Origin of the sequence: Pseudomonas sp. UBA6562 (assembly GCF_002434265.1) — a bacterium.
Taxonomy (GTDB): domain Bacteria; phylum Pseudomonadota; class Gammaproteobacteria; order Pseudomonadales; family Pseudomonadaceae; genus Aquipseudomonas.
Genome location: NZ_DJJS01000009.1, coordinates 132,847 through 155,990, shown reverse-complemented (window position 1 = coordinate 155,990; position 23,144 = coordinate 132,847). Strand labels below are relative to the sequence as shown.

At 64.7% G+C, this 23,144-nt stretch carries 22 protein-coding genes and 1 tRNA gene; 13 read left to right on the top strand and 10 right to left on the bottom strand.

The features are described 5' to 3' along the window. Window positions 1-25: 25 nt before the first annotated feature. Window positions 26-1,420, bottom strand: coding sequence for an argininosuccinate lyase (gene argH / locus B4M43_RS19725; protein WP_296269160.1), 1,395 nt, complete (start codon window positions 1,418-1,420; stop codon window positions 26-28). A gap of 307 nt (window positions 1,421-1,727) precedes the next feature. Here argH and B4M43_RS19720 point away from each other — a divergent pair, with 307 nt between their 5' ends. The 7 genes from B4M43_RS19720 to rsd all read left to right on the top strand — a co-directional run bounded on the left by B4M43_RS19720 (window position 1,728) and on the right by rsd (window position 8,113). Beyond that, window positions 1,728-2,474: a LytR/AlgR family response regulator transcription factor gene (locus B4M43_RS19720; RefSeq protein WP_296269159.1), complete on the top strand. Its 747-nt coding sequence runs from the start codon at window positions 1,728-1,730 to the stop codon at window positions 2,472-2,474. 116 nt (window positions 2,475-2,590) lie between these two features. Continuing rightward, window positions 2,591-3,532, top strand: coding sequence for a hydroxymethylbilane synthase (gene hemC / locus B4M43_RS19715; RefSeq protein WP_296269158.1), 942 nt, complete (start codon window positions 2,591-2,593; stop codon window positions 3,530-3,532). After that, the gene (locus tag B4M43_RS19710; RefSeq protein WP_296269157.1) at window positions 3,529-4,305 is read left to right on the top strand and encodes a uroporphyrinogen-III synthase; all 777 of its coding nucleotides are present in this window, start codon (window positions 3,529-3,531) and stop codon (window positions 4,303-4,305) included. Before hemC ends, B4M43_RS19710 begins: the two co-directional genes overlap by 4 nt. 35 nt (window positions 4,306-4,340) lie before the next feature. Then, window positions 4,341-5,450, top strand: coding sequence for a uroporphyrinogen-III C-methyltransferase (locus B4M43_RS19705; RefSeq protein ID WP_296269156.1), 1,110 nt, complete (start codon window positions 4,341-4,343; stop codon window positions 5,448-5,450). Further along, window positions 5,447-6,685, top strand: a complete 1,239-nt coding sequence (locus B4M43_RS19700; RefSeq protein WP_296269155.1) for a heme biosynthesis HemY N-terminal domain-containing protein — start codon at window positions 5,447-5,449, stop codon at window positions 6,683-6,685. Before B4M43_RS19705 ends, B4M43_RS19700 begins: the two co-directional genes overlap by 4 nt. A gap of 218 nt (window positions 6,686-6,903) precedes the next feature. Beyond that, window positions 6,904-7,416, top strand: coding sequence for a disulfide bond formation protein B (locus B4M43_RS19695; RefSeq protein WP_296269154.1), 513 nt, complete (start codon window positions 6,904-6,906; stop codon window positions 7,414-7,416). Between the two features lie 226 nt (window positions 7,417-7,642). Further along, window positions 7,643-8,113, top strand: coding sequence for a sigma D regulator (gene rsd, locus B4M43_RS19690; protein WP_296269153.1), 471 nt, complete (start codon window positions 7,643-7,645; stop codon window positions 8,111-8,113). A gap of 2 nt (window positions 8,114-8,115) precedes the next feature. On the opposite strand, the gene B4M43_RS19685 is transcribed toward rsd, so the two are convergent. Next, window positions 8,116-8,781, bottom strand: coding sequence for an FKBP-type peptidyl-prolyl cis-trans isomerase (locus B4M43_RS19685; RefSeq protein WP_296269152.1), 666 nt, complete (start codon window positions 8,779-8,781; stop codon window positions 8,116-8,118). 137 nt (window positions 8,782-8,918) lie between these two features. Here B4M43_RS19685 and B4M43_RS19680 point away from each other — a divergent pair, with 137 nt between their 5' ends. Beyond that, a complete protein-coding gene (locus B4M43_RS19680; protein ID WP_349681660.1) occupies window positions 8,919-9,728 on the top strand; it encodes an AlgP family protein in 810 nt (269 codons plus the stop codon). Here the strand turns inward: B4M43_RS19680 and B4M43_RS19675 are convergent. After that, window positions 9,710-10,177 carry a TIGR02444 family protein gene (locus B4M43_RS19675; protein ID WP_296269151.1) on the bottom strand — a complete coding sequence of 156 codons (468 nt, stop codon included), beginning with the start codon at window positions 10,175-10,177 and terminating at the stop codon, window positions 9,710-9,712. The genes B4M43_RS19680 and B4M43_RS19675 overlap by 19 nt on opposite strands. 51 nt (window positions 10,178-10,228) lie before the next feature. On the opposite strand from B4M43_RS19675, the gene B4M43_RS19670 reads away from it, so the two are divergent. The 3 genes from B4M43_RS19670 to B4M43_RS19660 all read left to right on the top strand — a co-directional run bounded on the left by B4M43_RS19670 (window position 10,229) and on the right by B4M43_RS19660 (window position 13,280). Next, a complete protein-coding gene (locus B4M43_RS19670) occupies window positions 10,229-12,139 on the top strand; it encodes an ATP-binding cassette domain-containing protein (protein ID WP_296269150.1) in 1,911 nt (636 codons plus the stop codon). A gap of 118 nt (window positions 12,140-12,257) precedes the next feature. Next, window positions 12,258-12,890 (top strand): LysE family transporter, encoded by a 633-nt coding sequence (locus B4M43_RS19665; protein WP_296269149.1) that lies wholly within the window; start codon window positions 12,258-12,260, stop codon window positions 12,888-12,890. Between the two features lie 147 nt (window positions 12,891-13,037). Then, a complete protein-coding gene (locus B4M43_RS19660; RefSeq protein ID WP_296269148.1) occupies window positions 13,038-13,280 on the top strand; it encodes a DUF2789 domain-containing protein in 243 nt (80 codons plus the stop codon). A 146-nt stretch (window positions 13,281-13,426) separates the two neighbouring features. Here the strand turns inward: B4M43_RS19660 and B4M43_RS19655 are convergent, their stop codons facing one another. From B4M43_RS19655 to B4M43_RS19645, 3 genes are all read right to left on the bottom strand, one after another. Continuing rightward, window positions 13,427-13,864, bottom strand: coding sequence for a CBS domain-containing protein (locus tag B4M43_RS19655; protein ID WP_296269147.1), 438 nt, complete (start codon window positions 13,862-13,864; stop codon window positions 13,427-13,429). A 162-nt stretch (window positions 13,865-14,026) separates the two neighbouring features. Beyond that, the gene (locus tag B4M43_RS19650; protein WP_296269146.1) at window positions 14,027-15,655 is read right to left on the bottom strand and encodes a hypothetical protein; all 1,629 of its coding nucleotides are present in this window, start codon (window positions 15,653-15,655) and stop codon (window positions 14,027-14,029) included. A 9-nt stretch (window positions 15,656-15,664) separates the two neighbouring features. Next, a complete protein-coding gene (locus B4M43_RS19645; protein WP_296269145.1) occupies window positions 15,665-17,356 on the bottom strand; it encodes an Hsp70 family protein in 1,692 nt (563 codons plus the stop codon). A 194-nt stretch (window positions 17,357-17,550) separates the two neighbouring features. Between B4M43_RS19645 and B4M43_RS19640 the strand changes: the two genes are divergently transcribed. Continuing rightward, window positions 17,551-18,747, top strand: a complete 1,197-nt coding sequence (locus tag B4M43_RS19640; RefSeq protein ID WP_296269144.1) for a GGDEF domain-containing protein — start codon at window positions 17,551-17,553, stop codon at window positions 18,745-18,747. 120 nt (window positions 18,748-18,867) lie between these two features. On the opposite strand, the gene B4M43_RS19635 is transcribed toward B4M43_RS19640, so the two are convergent. The 3 genes from B4M43_RS19635 to B4M43_RS19625 all read right to left on the bottom strand — a co-directional run bounded on the left by B4M43_RS19635 (window position 18,868) and on the right by B4M43_RS19625 (window position 21,111). Then, a tRNA-Arg gene (locus tag B4M43_RS19635) sits at window positions 18,868-18,944 on the bottom strand. A 110-nt stretch (window positions 18,945-19,054) separates the two neighbouring features. Then, window positions 19,055-20,728, bottom strand: coding sequence for a GspE/PulE family protein (locus tag B4M43_RS19630; RefSeq protein WP_296269143.1), 1,674 nt, complete (start codon window positions 20,726-20,728; stop codon window positions 19,055-19,057). 53 nt (window positions 20,729-20,781) lie between these two features. Then, entirely contained in the window at window positions 20,782-21,111 is a 330-nt protein-coding gene (locus B4M43_RS19625) for a hypothetical protein (RefSeq protein ID WP_296269142.1), read from the bottom strand. Window positions 21,112-21,234: 123 nt separating this feature from the next. On the opposite strand from B4M43_RS19625, the gene B4M43_RS19620 reads away from it, so the two are divergent. Continuing rightward, window positions 21,235-21,705: an Lrp/AsnC family transcriptional regulator gene (locus tag B4M43_RS19620; RefSeq protein WP_296269141.1), complete on the top strand. Its 471-nt coding sequence runs from the start codon at window positions 21,235-21,237 to the stop codon at window positions 21,703-21,705. Here the strand turns inward: B4M43_RS19620 and B4M43_RS19615 are convergent. After that, window positions 21,694-23,094 carry an inorganic triphosphatase gene (locus tag B4M43_RS19615; RefSeq protein WP_296269140.1) on the bottom strand — a complete coding sequence of 467 codons (1,401 nt, stop codon included), beginning with the start codon at window positions 23,092-23,094 and terminating at the stop codon, window positions 21,694-21,696. The two genes, B4M43_RS19620 and B4M43_RS19615, sit on opposite strands and share 12 nt — an antisense overlap. Window positions 23,095-23,144 lie beyond the last annotated feature (50 nt).

Here is a 23,144-nt window from a genome sequence, read left to right as displayed (position 1 = left end):
GCGGGGGCGCTGGCGCCCCCGGGCTTCAACGCGCTGCCAGCAGCTCGCGGCCACGTGCGGCGGCGGCGCGCACCTGCGCAGGTGCGGTACCGCCGATGTGGTCACGGGCATTGACCGACCCTTCCAGGGTCAGGACCGCGAACACGTCCTGCTCGATCTGGTCGCTGAACTGGCGCAGTTCGTCGAGGCTCATCTCGGCCAGGTCCTTGCCGCTGTCGACACCGTACTTGACCGCATGGCCGACGATCTCGTGGCAGTCGCGGAACGGCAGGCCGCGGCGCACCAGGTAATCGGCCAGGTCCGTGGCGGTGGAGAAACCGCGCAGCGCCGCCTCGCGCATGATGGCATGGCGCGGCTTGATCGCCGGGATCATGTCGGCGAAGGCGCGCAGCGAGTCGCGCAGGGTGTCGGCGGCGTCGAACAGCGGTTCCTTGTCTTCCTGGTTGTCCTTGTTGTAGGCCAGCGGCTGGCCTTTCATCAGGGTCAACAGGCCGGTCAGGGCGCCGAACACGCGGCCGCTCTTGCCGCGCACCAGCTCCGGCACGTCGGGGTTCTTCTTCTGCGGCATGATCGAGCTGCCGGTGCAGAAACGGTCGGGCAGTTCGATGAACTGGAATTGCGCGCTGGTCCACAGCACCAATTCTTCGGAGAAGCGCGACAGGTGCATCATCGCCAGGCTGGCCGCCGCGCAGAATTCGATGGCGAAGTCGCGATCCGAAACGCCGTCGAGGGAGTTGCCCGACACCGCTTCGAAGCCCAGCAGCGAGCAGGTCAGGTTGCGATCGATGGGGTAGGTGGTGCCGGCCAGCGCGGCGCTGCCCAGCGGCATGCGGTTGGTACGCTTGCGGCAGTCGACCAGGCGCTCGTAGTCGCGGCTGAGCATTTCGAACCAGGCCAGCAGGTGATGGCCGAACGTCACCGGTTGCGCGGTTTGCAGGTGGGTGAAGCCCGGCATGATGGTGTCGGCTTCGCGTTCGGCCTGCTCCAGCAGACCCTGTTGCAGGCGGGTGATTTCCGCCAGGATCAGGTCGATTTCGTCACGCAGCCACAGACGGATGTCGGTGGCGACCTGGTCGTTGCGGCTGCGTCCGGTGTGCAGCTTCTTGCCGGTGATGCCGATACGGTCGGTCAGGCGCGCTTCGATGTTCATGTGCACGTCTTCGAGGTCGACGCGCCAGTCGAACTCGCCGGCCTCGATTTCGCCCTGGATGGTCTGCAGGCCGTCGACGATGGTGTCGCGTTCGGCGTCGGTCAGCACGCCGACTTGCGCCAGCATGCTGGCGTGGGCGATTGAACCCATGATGTCGTGGCGGTACAGGCGCTTGTCGAAGTCGACCGAGGCGGTGAAGCGGGCGACGAAGGCGTCGACCGGCTCGCTGAAGCGGCCGCCCCACGACTGATTGGTCTTGTCGATGGTCATGGATTCACTCATTGCAGGCGTGAAGAAAAGTGCCGCCGATGATATCAGGGGTTATCCGACCTGTCGCAGGACGCCGGGGGCGAACAATGATCGGCATTTATAGGGACCGACTTCACAACGATCGATTCATGGATTGAACGGCAGCGTTCCAGGGAGCGTCTACAGTTGCACAGAGGCTCGGCAGAAACTGTCCGGCCACTGAATCTTTGGCCATTGCATCGGTCTAGAGCGTGATTACGGTGGCGGTCCACCGCCACCTGTCTACGCCACCGCCCGTGCGAGACTCACTCAGGAATCCAGCGTAATCATGAATGTCCTGATCGTTGATGATGAATCCCAATCCCGCGACCGTCTCAATCGGTTGTTAGGTGAATTAGAGGGTTATTCCGTGCTGGAGCCGAGCGCCACGAATGGCGAAGAGGCCCTGGCGCTCATAGACAGTCTCAAGCCTGACGTCGTACTGCTCGACATCGGCATGAAAGGGCTCGACGGCCTGCAAGTGGCGGCGCGCCTGTGCGAGCGCGAAGCACCGCCCGCGGTGGTGTTCTGCACAGGCGATGACGAATACGGCAGCGAGGCGTTTTCCGACAGTGGTTTGAGCTATGTCACCAAGCCCGTCGAATTGGCCGCACTGCGTGACGCCCTGCGCAAGGCCGAACGGCCGAACCGCACGCAGTTGGCCGCGCTGACCCGCCCGGCCAACGAAGCGGGCGGCGGTCCGCGCAGCCACATCAGCGCGCGCACCCGCAAAGGCATCGAGCTGATTCCGCTGGCGCAAGTGGTCTATTTCATCGCCGACCACAAATACGTGACCTTGCGCCATGAAGGCGGCGAAGTGCTGCTGGACGAGCCGCTCAAGGCGTTGGAAGACGAATTCGGCGACCGTTTCGTACGCATCCATCGCAATGCGCTGGTGTCGCGCGAGCGTATCGAACGGCTGCAACGCACGCCGCTCGGCCATTTCCAGCTTTACCTCAATGGCCTGGATGGCGATGCACTGACCGTCAGCCGACGGCATGTCGCCGGCGTGCGCAAGATCATGCCGCAGCTCTGACGGTCGCAGCCTAGGGCCCCTCATGCGCCAAGGAAGGCGTGCCATGACCTGGGTCTGCTGGCCCAGTCAGGTGATTTGCTATCATCGGCAGCATTTCCTTTGCTTCGGTGTGCTCCATGTCTATTCGCGAAATCCGCATTGCCACCCGTAAGAGCGCGCTTGCCCTTTGGCAGGCCGAGTATGTGAAGGCGCGTCTGGAGCAGGCCTACCCCGGGTTGCACGTGTCCCTGGTGCCCATGGTCAGCAAGGGCGACAAGCTGCTCGACGCGCCGCTGGCGAAGATTGGCGGCAAGGGCTTGTTCGTCAAGGAGTTGGAAACAGCGTTGCTGGAAAACCAGGCAGACATCGCCGTCCACTCCATGAAGGACGTGCCGATGGATTTCCCCGAGGGCCTGGGCCTGTTCTGCATCTGCGAGCGCGAAGACCCACGCGACGCTTTCGTTTCCAACCGTTTCGACAGTCTGGATGCCTTGCCGGCCGGCAGCGTGGTCGGTACGTCCAGCCTGCGGCGCCAGGCCCAGTTGTTGGCACGTCGCCCCGACCTGCACATCCATTTCCTGCGCGGCAACGTCAATACACGCCTGGCCAAACTCGATGCCGGCGAATACGACGCCATCATCCTGGCGGCGGCGGGCTTGATCCGCCTGGGCTTCGAAAGCCGCATCACCTCCACCATCAGCGTCGAAGACAGCCTGCCGGCCGGTGGCCAGGGCGCGGTGGGTATCGAGTGCCGCAGCGAAGACACCGAAATCCATGCCTTGCTGGCGGCGCTCGACCACACCGACACGGCCGACCGGGTCATCGCCGAGCGCGCCTTGAACAAGCGCCTCAATGGCGGCTGCCAGGTGCCGATCGCCTCTTATGCCGTGCTCGAAGGCGATCGACTGTGGTTGCGCGGGTTGGTCGGCCAGCCCGATGGCGGGCAGTTGCTCACCGCCCAGGCCCACGCGCCGCGCGCCGATGCCGAAGCGCTGGGGGTGCAGGTGGCCGAGGCACTGCTGGCCCAAGGTGCCGGTGACATCCTCAAGGCCGTTTACGGTGAGGCCGGCCAACCTTGAGCGGCTGGCGTCTGCTGCTGACGCGCTCGCGCGAAGACAGCCAGGCGATGGCCGATCACCTGCGTGCGGCCGACATCTTTTGCAGCAGCCTGCCGTTGCTCGACATCGAGCCGGTGGCCCTGGCCGCCGCGCAACGGGATTGTCTGGGCAGGCTGCACGACTATCGCGCGTTCGTCGTGGTCAGCAAGCCGGCAGCGCGACTGCTGCTGCAGCATCTGCGCAGCGCTGGGCTGCAAGCGCCCATCCAGGCCTGGTTTACCGTGGGCGAAGCGACCGGGCGCGTCCTACAGTCCCATGGGTTGCAGGTCAGTTGGCCGAGCGATGGCGACGACAGCGAAGCGCTGCTGGCATTGCCGGCGCTGGCTCAGGTACTGGCGCAGGACCGGCCGCAGGTGTTGATCGTACGCGGGGTGGGAGGTCGCGAACTGCTGGCCGAGCGTCTTGCCGAGCAAGGTGCTAGGGTCGATTATCTGGAACTGTATCGCCGTAGCCTGCCGGCCTACGGCCCCGGTGTGCTGGCCGAACGGGTCGACGGGGAACGCCTCAATGGCCTGGTGGTCAGCAGTGGGCAAGGTCTTGAACATTTGCACCGACTGGCGGGCGTCGATTGGCCTCGTCTGTCACGAATGCCGTTATTCGTGCCCAGCCCCCGTGTCGCCCAACAGGCGCGCGAGCTGGGTGCGCAACAGGTTGTGGAATGCCGTGGCGCCAATGCCGCGGCCTTGCTGGCAGCCGTGCAGCACAGTGCTGTACCTGCCTTGTCAGGGCGCTAAGCCATGCGCGGCGCCCCTCTGCGAAGGATGGATACGTGAGCGAAACTGTCTTGTCCAAGAACGATCAGCCCTCGGCGCCGGAAACGCCGAAAGCCCCGCCGGTCAAGCCTGCCAAACCTGCCAAGCGTACGGGCGCAGGCGTTGCGACCCTGGCCCTGTTGTTGGGGGTGGCAGGCGTCGCCGCTGGCGGTTGGAGCGTATGGCAAGTGCGCCAGTTGCAAGGCAGCGAACAAGGGCAGGGGCAGAGCCTGCAAGCGCTGAACGAGCGCGCCAATGCCCTGCAGCAGCGCGAGCAGCAGATCACCACGCAGTTGGCCAGCCTGCCGGCGGCCAATGTCCTGGAAGATCAGCGCCGCCTGGTAGCGCAGCTTCAGGGCGACCAGCAGCGGCTGGGGCAGCGTGTCGAGACCGTGCTGGGCGAAAGCCGCAAGGAGTGGCGCCTGGCCGAAGCCGAGCACTTGCTGCGCCTGGCCACCCTGCGCCTGTCGGCCTTGCAGGACATCAACAGCGCCCGCGCTCTGGTCGAAGGCGCGGACCAGATCCTGCGCGAGCACAGCGATCCTGGCGCATTCGCCGCCCGTGAGCAGCTGGCACGCAGCAAGGCCGCGCTCGACAGCCTCGAACAACCCGACCGCACTGGCCTGTTCCTCAAGCTGGCCGCACAGCGTGAGCAAGTGGCGCAACTGAGCGCGCAGACGCCCGAATTCGACGCCAACGCCGATGCCATGGGCGCCCTGAAGGGCGAGGGCGACGTGGCGACCCGCCTGTCACGCTGGGGGCAGCAGGTTTCGAAGTATTTCCAGGTCGAGTTCGATGCCGACAAGAACGTCAAGCCGCTGCTCGCCGGACAGTCGCTGAACCAACTGCGCCTGGCTTTGAGCCTGACTCTCGAACAAGCCCAATGGGCTGCGCTCAATGGCGAGGCCAGCGTGTATGACAAGGCCCTGGACGAGGCACGCAGCGTGCTGGTAGCCAACTTCAACCCCGACAACCCGCAAAGCAAGGCCATGCTCGAAAGCCTCAACCAATTGGCCGAGCAGCCCGTGGCAGTCAAGGTGCCCGACCTGAGCGAAAGCCTGGCGGCTGTGCAGACCTACATCCAGCGTCGCAACCAGCCAAGCGAAAACGAAGGGGCCAAGCCATGAAGCGCGTCTACCTGCTGGCGGTCTTCGCGATCGTCGTTGCGGCGGCGCTGGGCATCGCCATCGCCAAGCACAGCGGCTACGTGATGATCGCCTACGGCGGTTTCCGTTACCAGTCCGGCCTGTGGGCGGCGTTGGGCGCGCTGTTGGTAGTGGTGCTGGTGCTCGGCTTGCTGCGCTATCTGATCGGTTTGCTGCTGACTTCCACTGGCGTGATCAACCCTTGGTCGCGGCGTAACCGCAGCCGTCGCACACGCGTCGCCATCGAGCAGGGTCAGTTGGACCTGGCCGAGGGCCGCTGGGCCAGTGCCCACAAGCACCTACGCCGCGCCGCCGAAGCCGAGCGCCAGCCCCTGCTGTTCTACCTCGGCGCCGCTCGGGCCGCCAACGAATTGGGCCAGACGCAGGAGAGCGACAACCTGCTCGAGCGTGCGCTGGAACGTCAGCCCCATGCGGAACTGGCCATCGCCCTGGCCCATGCGCAACTGCAAATGGACCGCGCCGACAACGACGGCGCGCTCGACACGCTGCAGGCCATGCAGGAACGCCACCCTAACAACGTGCAGGTACTGCGCCTGTTGCAGCGGTTGTACCTGGAGCGTGGCGACTGGCCTGCTCTGGTTCGCCTGCTGCCCGACCTGCGCAAGCACAAGGCGCTGCCGGCCAACGAGCTGGCTCTGTTGGAGCAACGCGCGTGGGGGCAGAACCTGGGCCTCGCGATCACCCGCGGCGAAGAGGGCAACACGGCGCGCCAGTCACTGGAACGTACCTGGCAGCAACTGACCGCCGCGCAGCGCCAGGAGCCACAACTGGTACTGGCCTATGCCGAGCAGATGCGTCAGGCCGGTGCCCAGGACGAGTCGGAGCGGGTACTGCGTGCCGCCATCAAGCGTCAATACGAAAGCCATCTGGCGCGCTCATACGGGCTGGTCCGCGGCGAAGATCCGGTGCGTCAGTTGCACACGGCCGAAGGCTGGCTCAAAGACCATCCGCAAGACCCCAGTCTGCTGCTGACGCTGGGCCGGTTGAGTTTGCAGAACCGCTTGTGGGGCAAAGCGCGCGACTACTTCGAAAGCAGCCTGCGCCTGGAGCGCAACCCCGAAGCCTGTGCCGAGCTCGCCCGCTTGTTGGGTGCCCTGGGCGAAACCGAGCGCAGCAATCAGTTGTTCCAGGAAGGGCTGAACCTGTTGGACGAGCGCCTGTTGGCGTTGCCACTGCCCGAAACGGTACGCGCCTGAGCGACCCTCCCGGCTCCCCAGGCCAGGGGAGTCGGGGCTTGTTTATTTTTCCTAGGCGTAACGCAATGAGTTACGTATTGTCCTAGGCCACTTCCTACATTTTCTTACCTCCTTTCTCGGAGATTAAGCGACTTGTCTGCTCTGTAGCGCCTTGAAACAGAGGACATCTTTCCTTACCGTCTCAAGCCACTATTTCATCTCCGGGAATGTCACCTGTCATGTCGCTGTCTCGGCTGCGTACTTTGTTCTTTCCCGCTGTACTAGGCTCGCTGATGCTTCTGGTCGGCTCGTTGAGCCTGCTTCCCCAAGCCGGTCTCGAACGATGCGCATTGTGCTACAGCCAGCGTTTCCTGCTCGTGGGCTACCTGCTGTTGGGTGTCTGCGCGCTGATCCATGCGCCGGGCTGGCGCGGCGCGCGGCGCTATGCGCTCGGATTGTCGGGGTGTGCGGCACTAGGGGGCTGGTTGGCGGCGCGCCAGGTCTGGTTGCAAGGCAGCTATGAAACGGCGCAGGCCTGCTCGGTACCGCTCACGGCGCTGCTCGACCTGCCCCTGAAGCAACTGCTGCAGCAGTTGTTGCTGGGTGTGCCGAGTTGCTCGCCGATCCGTTGGAGTTTTCTCGACCTGACCTTGCCGGAGTGGAGCCTGCTGGCGTTCCTCGGCTTGGCATGCCTACCGCTGTCCTACCTGCTGAGCTACCGCTTTCGCCGTTTGACCAACCAGTTCACCTGAGCCGTCCAGACCAGAGCGGTCGACCGGCGGTGCCTTGCGTGCGGATTAAACGCTTGTATGAAGTTAGTGCCCTGCGTACCTTGATGGCCGCGACGCGCGGGAATAATCTCCCACATCGCACACTGAAAAATACACGTGCTCGATGCCCTTCTACTGATGTCATTCATGTGCTGCACGGTGGCAGCGCCTGGTGCGGGGGCATCCATCCACAAGGGACGAGACCGCCATGTTAGAGAGTTGTCAGAATGCCCAGGAACGCTGGGGCGGGGTTCACCAGCTGATCGATCGCTGGTTGGAAGAACGCCATGAGCTGGTCAAATCCTTCAGAGCGCTGCGCGACGCCAAACCGGCTTTCGCCGACAAACAGCACAACACCGGTTTCTGCGAAATCCTCGTCGACTACGTGTCCGGTTGGCACTTCGGTATCTGCGAACAGTTGATCAACGAAGCCAAGGCATTCGGTGACGACCGCGCTTTGCGTCTGGCCGACGAGATCAACCCGCGCATCGACGAAATCACCCAGATCGCCCTGGCGTTCAACGACCACTGCGAGCAGGCCAAATGCACGGACAACGAGCGTTTCGCCAAAAAGCTGGGTGAGCTGGGCAGCCTGTTACGCGAACGCTTCGAGCTCGAAGACTGCCTGATCGAAGTGCTGCACAACGCGCACAAGGAAGAAGAAGCGTTGAAGGTGTAGCGTTAGGCCGCGACATCCAGCAATTCGATTTCGAACACCAGCGGTGTGTAGGGCGCGATGAGGTCTCCCGCGCCTTCGGCACCGTAGGCTAGGGCCGAAGGCACGACCAAGCGCCACTTGGCGCCCACCTTCATGGCCGGAAGCGCCAGCTGCCACCCCTCGATCACCGAGCTCAGGTTGAACCACTGCGCCGCTTTGCTCCGATCGAACACACTGCCGTCCGGCAGCATTCCCGCATAGCGCACCTGAACCCGCCCGTTGGGCTGCGGCTGCGCGCCCGTACCGGGCGCCAGCACTTCATACAGCACTCCTTTGGCCAGCGCCTGCGCGCCGGGGCGGGCACGCTGCTCGGCCATGAAGCGTTGCTCGCTCGCCTGGGCCTGGTCGATCTGCGCCTGTTCGGCCAACGCGGCGGTCTGTGCTTCGTGCCGTTCGAGCAGCACTTGCATGCGCGCTTGGTCGAGTTTGGGCGGCTGTCCACGGTATGTGTCACCAAGCCCTTCGAGCAGCGCCTCGATCTGCAGATCGGGCACTTCCTGGCGCAACCGCTCGCCCAGGCTGGCGCCCAGGCTGTAGGCCAGGTCGTGCCGATCGGTTTGCTGGGTATCGGCGGCGAACGCTGCCAGCGGTAGGCACAGGCACAGAGCGAACATCAGATGACGGGACACGGCAAGCTCCTCGAATCGAGCGGCAAGTATGCCAGCGTTACTCCCTATTGAGTGCAAGCCCATTGATGCAGGGCTCTAGCAGGCCAGGCAGCAGAGGCTTAGTATGAGTCGCACTTTCGTCAGCCAGGATGTCCATCATGTCGGCAAAGAAAAAACCCGTCAGTACGCCGTTGCACCTGCTTCAACAACTGTCGGACAGTTTGTTGGAACACTTGGAAGAGGCCTGTGCGCAAGCCCTGGCCGATGCCGAGAAACTGCTGAGCAAACTGGAGAAGCAACGGGTCAAGGCCCAGGACAAACTCCACGACGCGCGCGCGAAGTTGCAGGATTCGGCGAAGGCGGGCAAAGCCAAGGCACAAGGCAAGGCGCAGAAAGTCGCTGGCGAACTGGAAGAACTGCTCGACTCGCTCAAGCAGCGCCAATCGGAAACCCGTACGTATATCCAGCAACTCAAGCGCGATGCGCAAGAAAGCCTGAAGTTGGCCCAAGGGGTCGGCAAAGTCCGCGAAGCGGCGGCCAAGGCTTTGGAACAACGCACTACCGATGCCAAAGCCGGCCCTGCCGACGCTCCGAACAAAGCCGCGCCGGCACCGGGCAAACCCACGCCTGCCAAGCCGGTGCCGCGCAAGCCGGCCCCTGGCAAGCCGGCAGCCGGCAGAACGACCGCCAGCACGCCGGCCTCCAGCGCCGCCGCGGTGCCAGCCGCAGGTCAACCGGCACCGCGCAAGCCTGCGGTGAAGCGCGTACCGCGTCCTGCGCTCGAGACGGTGAGCGAAGCCGGCGGCCCATCCGTAGGGACTGCGGGCCAAGCTGCCGCAAAGCCGGCGCCACGTAAGCCGGCACCGCGCAAGCCTGCCGTCAAGCCGGTCGCAGCAGAAGCGGAGCCCAAACCAGCTGACGGCCAAGCCGCCCCGCCTGCGGGCGCGGCTCAGTCGTCCGACGCGTAAAGGGTTTGCGCCGCGACGCGCAGCAGCGCTAGCGCGTCGTGGTGCTGGCTGGCTGGCGGTGCCAGCCATGCCAGCCAATCGCCGCCATCGCCCACCGGCCATTGGGCGGTGCAGGACGCCAGACGCTGCAACAGCGTCCGTTCGGCGTCCAATTCCAACTGTTTGACGCGCTCGCGCAGGCTGGCCAGCGCCGAGTCGTCCTGCGCCATCGCTTTCCAGCTTCGCCGCAGTTCGCGTAGCGGCGCCACCACCTGCTCCTGCCATGGCGTGCAGACCGCGCGCAGTGCCTGCGCACGCCCTTCGCTCGGCGCCACGCGGCGCGCCTGCAACCAGGTCGCGCACAGCAGCAGGCAGACGTCGGCGCCCTGTTCCTGCAACGCCAGACAAGCCGTTTCGACGCCGTTCAGGCCGTACAACGCCAGGGCGAAATTCCATAGATCGGTAGGCATGCTGGGGCTCGCACTAAAGGGCCGAGGAAGCTGGTAGACTCCGCGACCATCATGATCAGACTATCGAACCTCACTTTACAGCGTGGTCCTCAGCGCCTGCTAGACAGCGCCGAAATGACCCTGCACACCGGCCACAAAGCCGGCCTGATCGGTGCCAACGGCGCCGGTAAATCCAGCCTGTTCGCCTTGCTGCGCGGCGAACTGTCGCCCGATGGCGGCGACTGCCAGGTGCCGGGCGACTGGCGCATCGCGCACATGCGCCAGGAGGTCGACACCCTCGACCGTGTGGCCGTGGACTACGTGCTCGATGGCGACTTGCGCCTGCGCCAGGTCCAGCGCGAGCTGGAGGCCGCCGAGCAGGCCCACGACGGCACCGCCCTGGCGCGCCTGCACAGTGAACTCGACAGCGCCGACGGCTATACCGCCGATGCCCGTGCGCGCAAGCTGCTGGCGGGCCTGGGCTTCAGCAACGAGCAGATGGACCGGCGCGTCGGCGACTTTTCCGGTGGCTGGCGGATGCGCCTGAACCTGGCGCAAGCGCTGATGTGCCCGTCCGATCTGTTGCTGCTCGACGAGCCGACCAACCACTTGGACCTCGACGCCATCCTCTGGCTCGAAGACTGGCTCAAGGGCTACCCCGGCACGCTGTTGCTGATTTCCCACGACCGCGACTTCCTCGATGCGGTGGTCGACCATGTGCTGCACGTCGAACAGCGCAAGCTCAACCTCTACAAAGGCGGCTACAGCGCGTTCGAACGCACCCGTGCCGAACGCCTCGTACAGCAGCAACAGGCCTACGAGAAACAACAGGCCCAGCGCGCGCACATGGAAAAGTACATCGCCCGCTTCAAGGCCCAGGCCACCAAGGCCCGCCAGGCGCAGAGCCGGATCAAGGCCCTGGAGCGCATGGAAGAGTTGTCCGCCGCCCATGTCGATTCGCCGTTCGACTTCGTCTTCCGCGAATCGCACAAGCTGTCCAACCCGCTGCTCGACCTGTCCGAAGGCCAACTCGGCTATGCCGACAAAGTGGTGCTGGCCAAGGTCAAGCTGCAACTGGTGCCCGGCGCGCGCATCGGCCTGCTGGGCCCGAACGGGGCGGGCAAGTCGACCCTGATCAAGAACCTGGCTGGCGAGCTGCAACCCATCGCCGGCCGCCTGGTGCGCGGCGAGAACCTGGCCGTGGGCTACTTCGCCCAGCATCAGCTCGACTCGCTCGACGACAAGGCCAGCCCCTTGCTGCACCTGCAACGCCTGGCCCCCAGCGAGCGCGAGCAGACCCTGCGCGATTTCCTCGGTGGCTTCGACTTCCACGGCGGTCGTGTCGACGAGCCGGTGCTGAACTTCTCCGGTGGCGAGAAGGCGCGCCTGGCCCTGGCCCTGATCGCCTGGGAACGGCCCAACCTGCTGCTGCTCGATGAGCCGACCAACCACCTCGACCTGGAAATGCGCCTGGCCCTGACCATGGCCCTGCAGGAATTCAGCGGCGCCGTGGTGGTGGTCTCTCACGACCGGCATCTGCTGAAGAGCACCACCGACGACTTCCTGCTGGTGGCCGAAGGCAAGGTCGAGCCGTTCGATGGCGATCTGGACGATTACAGCCGCTGGCTGCTCGACTACCGCCAGCGCAGTGCTCCGGCCGTGTCCGGCACCGTCAACCCGGACAAGACCGACAAGAAAGCCCAGCGCCAGGCCGCCGCCGCCCTGCGCCAGCAGCTGGCGCCGCACAAGAAGGCCGCCGACAAGCTGGAGGCCGAGCTGGGCAAGGTGCACACCCAGCTCGCCGAGATCGAAACCGCGCTGGGCGACAGCGGCCTCTACGAGGCGGCGCGCAAGGACCAGTTGCGCGAGCTGCTGGCACGCCAGACCACGCTCAAGCAGCGTGAGGGCGAACTGGAAGAGGCGTGGATGGAAGCCTTGGAAACCCTGGAGTCGATGCAGGCCGAACTCGAAGCCTTGTCGTGAAATCCACCCCGTGCCGCTGCGGTCGGCGGGACGGGGGCCGGCAGGCGCTAAAACACTGGCGGTTTTCTCCACGCCCGCTTAGCGTAACGGCCTGTAAAAATTTCAGACGAGGTGTGCGATGTCCATTGAAACCTGGTTGGCGTTCTTCGCCGCATCCTGGGTGATCAGCCTTTCGCCGGGCGCCGGTGCCATCGCCTCGATGTCCAGTGGCCTGCAATACGGCTTCTGGCGCGGTTACTGGAACGCGCTGGGCCTGCAACTGGGGCTTTTGATGCAGATCGCCGTGATCGCCGCCGGCGTGGGCGCCATCCTCGCGGCTTCGGCCACCGCGTTCCAGGTGATCAAGTGGTTCGGCGTGGGGTATTTGGTTTACCTCGCCTACCGCCAGTGGCGCGCCTTGCCGATGGACATGGGCGACGATACCGGCGTCCGCCCGCTGGGCAAGCCGCTGGTGCTGGTGGCACGTGGCTTTTTGGTGAATGTCAGCAACCCCAAGGCGCTGGTGTTCATGCTGGCCGTGCTGCCGCAGTTCATCGACCCGCACGCCGCACTGCTGCCGCAGTACCTGACCATCGCCGCCACCATGGTCTGTGTCGATCTGCTGGTCATGGCGGGCTACACGGGGCTGGCCTCGCGGGTCTTGCGGCTATTGCGCACGCCGCGTCAGCAGAAACGCCTCAACCGCACCTTCTCCGGGCTGTTCCTGGGCGCCGCGGCCTTCATCGCAACCCTACGCCGCGCACCCCTCTGAGCTGTCCGGTCGGCTATCGAGCGGAAGATTTCAGGAACCTGCGCCCAGTGCGCCGCTGTCTACGTTGAAGTGGGTGTGGCAATCGCCCGCCTCGACGTCAACCAGCCGGCGTATTCCGACCTTTCGGGCCGGCGCAGAGGAGGCAACATGGACGCACCAATTCATCCCTTTTCCGAAATCTTCCAACAACTGGGCTTGAACGATGACCCCGTCGAAATCGACCGTTGGCTGACCACCCACGGCCCGCTGGACAACGACGTCAAGTTGGTCGACGCGCCGTTCTGGACCGATGCCCAGCGCGCGTTTCTGAAGGAAAACTACATCGCCGATTCGGACTGGATCGTGATGATCGACCAGCTCAACGTGGCGCTGCACAAGCACAAAGACTGAGTCTTTACCCATATGTCGATCCATTAGCGCCGTGATGGCTCAAGCGTGATCAACCTGTGGGAGCGACTTCAGTCGCGATGGGCGGCAAAGCCGCCCTGATCCAAACGAAATCACTTATTGCTGTAAAACTGCACCCGCCGCCACTTTCAATCACCGCGAATATACTGCTCCAACTGCGCGATCAACCCCGCCTGCTCGGCAATGGTCTCCTTGACCAGGTCACCGATCGACAACAGCCCCAACAACTCCCCGTTGCTCACCACCGGCAAGTGGCGAAGATGACGATTGGTCATCAAGTTCATGCAGTATTCGAGATTCTGCTTGGGCTCCACCGTCACCACAGGCGAACTCATGATTTCGCGTACCGGCGTCGCGGCCGACGAACGCCCCTTGAGCACCAGCTTGCGCGCATAGTCCCGCTCACTGAAGATGCCGACCACCTGACCGTCTTCCACCACCGGCAGCGCACCGATGTTCTTCTCCGCCAGCAGCTTGAGCGCCTCGAGCACGGATTCATCCGGGCCGATGGTGTAGGCGGTCTGGTGCTCGGATTTGGCCTTGAGGATTTGTTCGACGTTTTTCATGGGAGCCTCTGCGGAAGTGGGGTCGACGAGCGCGCGCCGGTTGCGCAAGCATCGTGCACGGCGCGCCAGGGCACAACGCAGAAAACGGCATCGACCCGATTGAAAAACGCCATGGGGTTTCGATTGCCGGTTTCTGTCTTCGAGCGCCTTAAGCATCACCGCTCAGGTGAAGATCAGACTGAACACGATCATCAGCAGCAACCCGCCCAGCATGATCAACCCCTGCCTCAGCACAGGGCCACTGAGCGGCACATGCCGCCATACGCGCTGGAGCCAGGCGGCAGGCGAATCGCCGCGCGTCACCACATCGACGAAGCGGATCGCGCCGAGCAGCGTCAACGGCCCCAGCACCCAACCCACAGGCGGCAGCTGCAGGGACCAGACGGACACCAGTGCAGCCAGCAGCAGGCAGGGCAGCAGGTGGCGCAACAAGAGCACGCCATTGCCCTGGCGCACCAAGCCTCCAGGCAGCAGACGCAAGCTGAGCCCGACATCGGCCAACACCCGTGCGCGTGCCACTTTCGACCACAGTCGCCACGCGTAGTGGCCCACCCCCACCAGCAACAGGGCAAGCGCCAGCGGCATGCCGACCGTCAACAGCAGGCTGTCGTCTCCGCGCGTGTTCCGGTGCGTCAGCATCGTCACGCTCAACACGGACCACAGCAGCAACATCGTGTACACGTGCGCCCAGCCCCAATAACCGCGCGGCGACCAGGCGCGCCAGTCGACGAAGGGGGGGCGTTGCAGGCGCTCCGGCAGCTGCGGATGGATCGCCAACACCTCTTCGAGCCCTGCACAGGCTTGCCAGTCTTCGAGCGTGAAACGATCGGCCCACTGCCGACGTTGTGCCGGCGCAAGGTCGGCGAACAGGAACCAGGCGGCTCGCTGCGCTGCATCGGCAGGCGGCAGGGCCAGGCGCTCGCGCAACGACGCCTCCCACTGGTAGCTAGCCTGGCGCTGGCTCAAGACCTGCCATTGGCTGGCATCGCCAGGCAGATGGCCGAGGGTTTCGTCCCAGCCGTTCAGCGCGCAGACCTGCTCGAAGAAAGCGGGTGGCCAGTGTTCGGCGTGCAGCAGCAGGTCGGCGATGCGTGCCTGGAAACGCGTACGGCGGTCCAGTGGCGCCAGCCAGACGCTGGCCAGAGCCGTGTGCATGAGTTCGAGCGCGTGCGAATGCTGAGCTTGCGCCATTGCCTCGCGCAGCTGACCGAGCGCGCGCGTGGCCAGCCGGTCGGCGAGCACTTCCAGCTCGCCCGTGGGCAGGTGAGGCGCCTGTGCGGCGCTCAGCCAGCCCAGCCTGGACTGTGCCCAGTCGAGCACTGCAAAGTCCGTACGTTGCACACAGCGGCGTAGGAGGTGGCGCTCGAATGCCTCTTCCAAACCGGCTTGACGGGCCTGGGCCAGACCCTGGTCGAGGTCCCCGTCGAGCAGTGTCTCGACCGATGCCGCGATGTCCGGCGCAGCCGTGGCCATGGGTGGTCCTGCGGACAGCGGCTCATCGGCGTCACCCATCGTTTCGATGGGGTGGACGGGGGTGGGCGACGTTTGCGGTACGTCTGCATCCGTGGCGCTGTCGTCAGGGCACGGTAGCACACCCTCGACATCGTCCTCGTTCTCGGTACATTGCTCGCGCCAGCGGGCATGCTCCAACGCGCCTTCGTAGGCTTCGCGCAGCCGCTGAAACGCAGCCGGGTCTTCGTCGGGGCGGTGGACTTTCAGCAGCCGCGCGTAGGCGCGCTTGATGGCGCGCTCGTCGGCATCGTGGGCCAGCCCCAGGGTTTTCAGATGCATGATCAGCCCTCACAGACGGCGTTCGAGGTGTTCCAGACGCTCCACCAGCGCAACCCGCGCTTCACGCAACGCACGCTCGTCCTGCCGCTCCAGCGCATGCTGGAACTGCTTGGCCAGCTCGGCGACGTATTCGCGGGTATCGCCCAGGCTCTCTTGGTACAGGCGCTCCAGGCGCGCCATCAACAGGCTGTTCACCTGTTGCTCGCGTGGGTGCACCTTGAGCGTCGCCAGGGCATCGAGGCGTTGGGCGATCTCCTCGGGGCTGAGCACGCCGGGATTATTCTCGATCACCAGGGTGCGCTGCTCGCCGGTCAGCGGAATGTGCACCTGGGCTTCGAGCAGGCCGTTGATGTCATAGGTGAAGCGCACTTCGATGCCGACATCGCCCCCTTTGCGTGGCGGCACGGGCACTTCCAGTTCGCCGAGGAAGATGTTGTTGCTCACCAGGCGGCTCTCGCCCTGGAAGATGCGGACCCTGACCACCGTCTGCGCTTCGTCGATGGTGTACACGGTCTGTTCGCGGCTGACCGGCACCACGCTGTTGCGCTCGATGATCGGCAGGTACAGGCCGCCGATGCGGCGCTGGCCTTCACTGGACGTCGTCTCGATGCCCAAGGTGTAAGGGCTGACATCGGTCAGCACCACCTCTTCGAGCGAAGCGTGCCGGGCTTTGAGCGCTGCCTGGATGGCCGCGCCCTGGGCCACCACCTCGTCGGGGTTGAGCTGCATGGCCGGAAAGCGTCCGAACAGGCTGGCCACCAAACGTCGCACCAGTGGCATGCGCGACGTACCGCCGACCAGCAATACCTCGTCCAGATCGGCAGCCTTGATGCGCGCATCGCGCAAGGCCCGTTCGATCGGCGCGCGCAGGCGATCGAGCAAGGGTTGGTAGAGGCGGGCAAGATCGTCCTGGGTGATCGGCAGGCTCCATTCGCGCTCGCCGTCGCGTACCGTGAAGGTGATATGCGGTTGCTGGCCGAGCGCATGGCGCACCCGCTGCGCCTCACGGCGCAGACGTTGGGCCAATGCGCCTTCGGTTGCCGTCGGCAAGGGCTGGGCATGCGCGGCGGCGCACACGTGGGCGACCAGCAGGTCGTCGAAGTCCTCACCGCCGAGGAAGTTGTCCCCGGCGCTGGCGCGCACCTCCATGACCCCCTCGAATAGCTCCAGCACCGACACGTCGAACGTGCCGCCGCCCAGGTCGAAGACCAGAAACGTGGCCTCTCCCTTGTGGTGCAGCCCATAGGCAAGCGCCGCTGCCGTGGGTTCGTTGATCAGCTTCTCGACCTTCAGCCCGGCCAACTGGCCGGCGACGCGCGTGGCCTTGCGCTGGGCATCGCTGAAATAGGCCGGCACGCTGATCACCGCTTCGGTCACCGGCTCGCCCAGGTAGCGCTCGGCATCTTCCTTGAGGCTGCGCAGCAGCAGGGCCGACAACTCTTCGGGACGGTAGGCGCGTTCGCCCAATAGGGTTTCCCGGGCGCTGCCCATGTGCCGCTTGAACAGCGCGGTGGTGGCTTGCGGGTGTGTCTGCAAGCGCTCGCGGGCGACGTCGCCGACGATCAGTTCGCCACGGTCGTCCAGGCCGACCACGCTGGGCGTCAGCAGCTTGCCGAGGGCATTGGGAACGAGCTGCGCGGTTTCTGCGTTCCAGACCGCTACCAGGCTGTTGGTGGTGCCCAGGTCGATGCCGATGATCATGTCCATCTACTCCTTGTTGATACACGGCACATGAGCGGTGACGCGTCGACATGGGGCATTAGAGCAGCAGGAAGACAAAGGTTCGATGCGCAAGGACGACGTTTGCGCAGGCATGCAAAATCTTCATGGTTGATAGCATTAAGTCATCACTGCTGTGGTCTGAAGTGGAATCCTTTCGTTCCCATTGGTGCAACATGCTCGCCCTCGTCCCCGACAGCCCTCGCCCGCAAAACCTGGAAGTCCTCAAGGCGGTCGAGCGCAGAATCACTTCGGGCGGCATGCGCCTGCGTTTCGACGATGAGCTGGAGCGTCGCTACGACATGGACACACGCAAGCGACGCTTGCGCTTCCTGACGGCCGTCGGTATCGGCGGTGCGTGCGTCTACAACCTGTTTCTCATCAGCGACTGGCTGGCACTGAACGACCTGTTCACCTACGTCGCACTGGGGCGGGTGGGCCTGATCACGCCGATGATCGTGCTCATGCTGCTGATCAGCCAGCGCTTGACCGCCCGTTGGGCGTTGGAGACGGTCTCGGCCACCGGTACGGTCCTGGCGTCGCTCATGCCGCTGTTGGTGATGATCCACAGCGCCAGCCCCTATCGGCTCCACTACCAGCTGGGCATGTCGTTGCTGATGGTCTACTGCACCGTGATCCAGCAATTGCCCGTGCGCTACGCGGCTGCCGCGCTGGGGTGCATGCTGGTCATCCAGCTGGTGACCACCTGGGTAGCCGGGTTCATGGACACGGTGATCTGGCAGGCCAATGCGATTTTTTATGTCTCGACGGCGGTGTTGCTGTTGATGGCTTCTTATTTTCTGGAGCGGGGTAGCCGTTTGAGCTATCTGTTCGCCTTGCGCGGACGGTTGCTGCAGGAACAGCTGACCGAAATGGCCCGAACCGATCCGTTGACCCAGCTGTTCAACCGGCGCTATCAAGGCGAATTCATCGCTTCGGTCTGGGAACGGGCGCTGCACACACCTACCCGCGTGGCCGTGATCCTGCTGGATATCGACCACTTCAAAACCTACAACGACAGCTATGGGCACATGCAAGGCGACACCTGCCTCAAGCTGTTGAGCCGCACCATCCACCAGACCGCGCAGGCGGCGGGGGCGCTGGCGTTCCGCTTCGGCGGTGAGGAGATGCTGATTCTGATGGTAGATGCCGATGTGAACCAAGCCCGTAACTTGGCCGAGGCGCTTCGCGCAGCGGTACACGAGCTGAACGTGCCTCATCCGGTGCTGGGCAACCAAGCGAGGGTGAGCATCAGCCTGGGCCTGGCCGAGGGCGTGGCGCCATCCGTCAGTGCAGGCGCCTTGATAGGGTCGGCTGATACCGCGCTATACGAGGCCAAGCGTGCTGGGCGTAATTGCTTGAGGTGTGCGTAGTCCGATCGTTGCCGGTCCTGCCGTGCTCAAAGCTGGGCGATACCTGGCAAGACGGCAGGGCAGACTGGGCGGGGATGCTGTCGAAAACGCTGACCCCTTGTGACACAAGGGGAGGAAAGATGGCGCACTCGGCGGGATTCGAACCCACGACCACTGCCTTCGGAGGGCAATACTCTATCCAGCTGAGCTACGAGTGCAACGGGGCGCAATCATACCCATGTCTGCCGATGACGTCCATTGCCTTGATTCGTGGGTCTTTTCCCTTGTCTTTGTCAGGCGCAGGCTTCAAGCCCTGCCCGTAATACGCTCATGCGCATACCCTCAACACCTCCTGCTCGGTAGTGATGCCAGCGGCCACCTTGTCTTCACCGCACTGACGCAGGCTGCGCAGCCCTTCGCCGGCCGCCAGCTGGCGCAGGCGTTGCACGTCCGCGTCGGCGTCGATGTGCTGGCGTAGCGGGTCGCTCATCACCAGCAGTTCGAACAGTCCGGTGCGCCCGTGAAAGCCAGTGCCGCGGCACTGAGGGCAGGTGCCGCTCCCTCGCCGCGCCTGGGCCAGACACTGCTGGCAAAGCGTACGTACCAGCCGCTGGGCCATGACGCCGGCCAACGTGGCCTTGATCAGGTAGGTGGCCACGCCCAGTTCCTGCAAGCGGGTGATGGCGCTGCACGCGTCATTGGTGTGCAGCGTCGAGAGCACCAAGTGCCCGGTGAGCGCAGCCTGGATCGCCACCTGGGCGGTCTCCTGGTCGCGTATCTCGCCGATCATGATCACGTCAGGGTCTTGGCGCAGCAGGGCGCGTACACCGCTGGCGAAACCCAGATCGAGCGCGGCGTGCACTTGCAGTTGATTGAGCGCCGGGTACAGGCGCTCGATGGGGTCTTCGATGGTGCATAGGTTGATCTGTGGCGAGGCCAGGCGGTCGAGGCTGGCGTACAGGGTTTGGGTCTTGCCCGAGCCGGTCGGGCCGGTGACCAGGATCATGCCCTGGCGTTGTCGCAGCAGGTGTTCCCAGCGTTGCAGCGTCGCGCCTTCCAGGCCCAGCCGGGTGAAGTCTTGTTGTAACTGTTGCGGGTCGAACAGACGCAGCACCAGCTTTTCCCCGAACGGCGTGGGCAGGCTCGACAAGCGCAGCTCGATCTCCTGCCCGCTCGGCAGCCGGCTGTGCAGGCGGCCGTCCTGCGGGCGCCGCTTCTCCGCCACGTTCATCCGCCCCAGGTGCTTGAGGCGGCTGGTGACGGCCAGGGTGACGCCCGTGGGGAAGGCATAGACCGGGTGCAGCAGCCCGTCGATGCGGTAGCGCAACTGGCCTTTGTCGCGCCGCGGCTCCAGGTGGATGTCGCTCGCGCGTTGTTCCACGGCGTACTGCAGCATCCAGTCGACCAGGGCCACGATGTGCGCGTCTTCGGCGCTGGCGGTGTCGAGGGTGCGGTTCTTGGCGAGCAGTTGTTCGAGTTGCGCCACGCCTGCGCCGTGCTGATGGTTGGCACCGGCCACTTGCCGTGCCAGTTGCCCGCAAGCCGCCCCGATCTGGCGGATCGACACCGGGTTGGCCATCACCCGATGGATCGGCCGGCCCAGGCTGCGCAGCAGGTCGGCCTCCCACTCGCGTTGATAGGGTTGGGCGCTGGCGATGGTGATGCCGCTGGCGTCGGCGGCGACCGGCAGGATGCCGTGGCGCTGGGCGAAGGCCGTGGAAACCAGGCCCGCGGCGTGGCTCAAGTCGAGTTGCAGCGGGTCGAGGTGCTGGTAAGGCTGGCCGACCTTGGTCGCCAGCCACTGGCACAAACCTTCGAGGTCCAGGGTGGCGCTCGGGTCGTCCTGCGCCAGGCTGGCGATCAGTTCCAGCGGATGCGTCCGTGCTTGGTGCTTGGCGGCGTCGAGCACCGCCAGGGCGGTGGTGGCCGACAGGCGCTGCTCGGCCAGCAGGGTATCGAGCAGGCGGTTGAGGTCGAGATTGTGGTCGGGCGTGGAGAACATCGTGGGCATCCTTGCCGGGGAAGAGTCGCCCAACGGTAGCCCGCCTCATGCGGTCACATGGCGCAATGGCTTTGCTGAATCTTGCCGGATTCCTGAAGGGTCACCTCAGCCACGCAAACGAGGTTACGCATCTTCTGTGCGATCAGCTCGGCACGCGGCCAGCTCAAGCCGCCCACCTCGATGCCCACGGTGAGCAGATCGTCCTGCTGGCTGGCCTGGAGCGCGTGGGGCGTCAGCGATTGCAATGCGAACAGGTTGAGGATGCGGCACAGGCTGTCGGGCTCGGCTTCGACCTTTATGCGGTAACTCACGCACAGGGGGGCGGGGCTGGGCGCGAAATGGTCGGGGCGGGCAGGGGTGTCGAGTTGGACGAATGCGTTCATGGCGATCTCCAGAAGTCGAAAGCATTCTGGCATGCGTCCGTTGCGATTATTTCGCTATGATTCATCTCTTTCAGGGTATCGATAGATCGTTTTATTCGTAGAAAAGCGTTTGGAGAATTGATCATGCAAAGCGAGCTGGATGCCTACGACCGCCGCATCCTCGAGGTGCTGCAAGAAGACGCTTCGCTGTCCAGCGCACAGGTGGCCGAACGCGTGGGCTTGTCGCAATCGCCCTGCTGGCGGCGTATCCAGCGCTTGAAGGAAGAGGGGGTGATCCGCGCGCAGGTGACCCTGCTGGACCGCAAGAAAGTGGGGCTGAACACGCAGATCTTCGCCGAAGTGAAGCTCAACGCCCATGGTCGCTCGAACTTCACCGAATTCACCGACGCGATTCGGGAATTTCCGGAAGTGCTGGAATGTTATGTGCTGATGGGCTCGGTGGACTTTCTGTTACGCATCGTGACCTCGGACATCGAGGCCTACGAACGTTTCTTCTTCGAAAAGCTGTCGAACGTGCCGGGCATCCAGGAGGTGAACTCGATCGTCGCGCTGTCGGAGATCAAGTCCACCACCTGCCTGCCGTTAGCGCGTTGAGGCGGATTTGAGCAGGTACTTCCAGCCGCGGCTCTGATCGACCGCGCGGGCCTGTTCGATGCGGGCTTCGAGCAATTGCTCGCGCACCTCGGCTTCGTCGTCGCCCAAAGGTTGCTCGGCCAGTTGCTGCAGCTTGTTGAGGTCGCCGTACAGGCGGTCGAGCTGCGGCGCTTCGAGCACCTGGCGGGCATGGTGCAGCCAGCTCTGCAGGCGCTCGATGCGCGGCAATTGTTCGCCCAAGTCTTCGGGACGCTGGACGTACAGCGCCAGTTGCAGATCGCGGCCTTCTTCGCCCAGCAGGTGCATCAGCCAGCTGGCCAATTGCGCCTTGCCCTGGCGCTCGCCGCGCTTGCTGCGCTCGACGGTCCAGCTGCGGGCCAGCAACCAGCGCGAGGTGTCCAGCGAGAACTGGCCCCAGCGTGGGTCTTCCAGCTCTTCGGCGAACTGCTCGGGCGCGGCGCGGCGGATGTCTTCGTCGTCGTTGCCGGCCTGGACCAGCGGGCGCCAGTCTTCCAGCAGTGCGTCGAGGCTGGTGCGCAGCGCGCGCGTGGTGGGGCGCGGCGCGGCTTGGCCGAGGCTGGCGACCAGCGCGCGCAGTTCGGCGAGGCACTTGACCCAGTCCTGCAGCAGGCTCCAGTGGCCGTTGTGGCGGTATTGCTCGGCCAGGCGCTGGCTGCTGCCCAGCAGTTGCCAAGCCAGGGCGGCGAAGGCGTCGTCCAGGGCCATGTCCGGCGTCAGCTCGGTAGCCGGCAGGTCCAGGTCGTAGCTGGCCGGGTCGAGCAGACGGTAGCCGCGCTCGGCCTTGCTGATGTCGCACGGCATCAGGGCATGCGTGGCGGCCAGTTCGGCGGCCAGTTCCAGCAGTGCTTCGGCGTTGCCTTCGCGCAGCTCCAGCTCGACTTCGCAGATGTCCTCCTTGCGCTTGCCCGCCACGACCGAGCCCTGGTCGAGTGCGACTTCGATCACCACTTTCGCCTTGCCGCGACCCCAGGCGATTTCAGCGTATTCGCGGGTGAAATCGGTGCTGAACAGCGGTTTGATGGTTTTCTTGTCGAGCGCGGCCAGCGCCTCGGGCCAGCAAGTAGCGTCGAGCTTTTTCAGGTCGAGCTTGGGTTTGTCCAGCTGCCATTCGAACTCTTGGCGCTCCGACAATCCGGCGACGCTGCGGCCGCGGCACTTGAGGGTCTGGATGATGACCTCGCCGTCGCGGCGCAGGCGCAGCGCCACTTGGGCGGCCGACAGGTCGCCCTCGGCGGTGTCGAAATATTGGTTGGTCAGCTCGCGGGTCTGCCAGCCGGACTTGTTGCGCTTTTTCAGCAGGGGGTGCTCGCGCAGGGCGGCAAGGGTCTCGCGGCTGGCGCGGAGTTTGAGTTCGGTTTCTGTGGGCATGGCGGGGCTCGGAGCAGGGGCGTGAATGTCTGCCAGTCTACAGCAGTCGC

Coding starts and splice junctions, on each gene's coding strand:
- B4M43_RS19645 (WP_296269145.1), bottom strand. CDS start 17,356: ATGATCATCGGCATCGACCTGGGCACCACCAACAGCCTGGTAGCGGTC.
- B4M43_RS19700 (WP_296269155.1), top strand. CDS start 5,447: ATGAAGCGCGTCTACCTGCTGGCGGTCTTCGCGATCGTCGTTGCGGCG.
- B4M43_RS19625 (WP_296269142.1), bottom strand. CDS start 21,111: ATGAACGCATTCGTCCAACTCGACACCCCTGCCCGCCCCGACCATTTC.
- hemC (WP_296269158.1), top strand. CDS start 2,591: ATGTCTATTCGCGAAATCCGCATTGCCACCCGTAAGAGCGCGCTTGCC.
- B4M43_RS19695 (WP_296269154.1), top strand. CDS start 6,904: ATGTCGCTGTCTCGGCTGCGTACTTTGTTCTTTCCCGCTGTACTAGGC.
- B4M43_RS19675 (WP_296269151.1), bottom strand. CDS start 10,177: ATGCCTACCGATCTATGGAATTTCGCCCTGGCGTTGTACGGCCTGAAC.
- B4M43_RS19640 (WP_296269144.1), top strand. CDS start 17,551: ATGCTCGCCCTCGTCCCCGACAGCCCTCGCCCGCAAAACCTGGAAGTC.
- B4M43_RS19620 (WP_296269141.1), top strand. CDS start 21,235: ATGCAAAGCGAGCTGGATGCCTACGACCGCCGCATCCTCGAGGTGCTG.
- B4M43_RS19660 (WP_296269148.1), top strand. CDS start 13,038: ATGGACGCACCAATTCATCCCTTTTCCGAAATCTTCCAACAACTGGGC.
- B4M43_RS19665 (WP_296269149.1), top strand. CDS start 12,258: ATGTCCATTGAAACCTGGTTGGCGTTCTTCGCCGCATCCTGGGTGATC.
- B4M43_RS19630 (WP_296269143.1), bottom strand. CDS start 20,728: ATGTTCTCCACGCCCGACCACAATCTCGACCTCAACCGCCTGCTCGAT.
- B4M43_RS19680 (WP_349681660.1), top strand. CDS start 8,919: ATGTCGGCAAAGAAAAAACCCGTCAGTACGCCGTTGCACCTGCTTCAA.
- rsd (WP_296269153.1), top strand. CDS start 7,643: ATGTTAGAGAGTTGTCAGAATGCCCAGGAACGCTGGGGCGGGGTTCAC.
- argH (WP_296269160.1), bottom strand. CDS start 1,420: ATGACCATCGACAAGACCAATCAGTCGTGGGGCGGCCGCTTCAGCGAG.
- B4M43_RS19655 (WP_296269147.1), bottom strand. CDS start 13,864: ATGAAAAACGTCGAACAAATCCTCAAGGCCAAATCCGAGCACCAGACC.
- B4M43_RS19650 (WP_296269146.1), bottom strand. CDS start 15,655: ATGCATCTGAAAACCCTGGGGCTGGCCCACGATGCCGACGAGCGCGCC.
- B4M43_RS19615 (WP_296269140.1), bottom strand. CDS start 23,094: ATGCCCACAGAAACCGAACTCAAACTCCGCGCCAGCCGCGAGACCCTT.
- B4M43_RS19670 (WP_296269150.1), top strand. CDS start 10,229: ATGATCAGACTATCGAACCTCACTTTACAGCGTGGTCCTCAGCGCCTG.
- B4M43_RS19720 (WP_296269159.1), top strand. CDS start 1,728: ATGAATGTCCTGATCGTTGATGATGAATCCCAATCCCGCGACCGTCTC.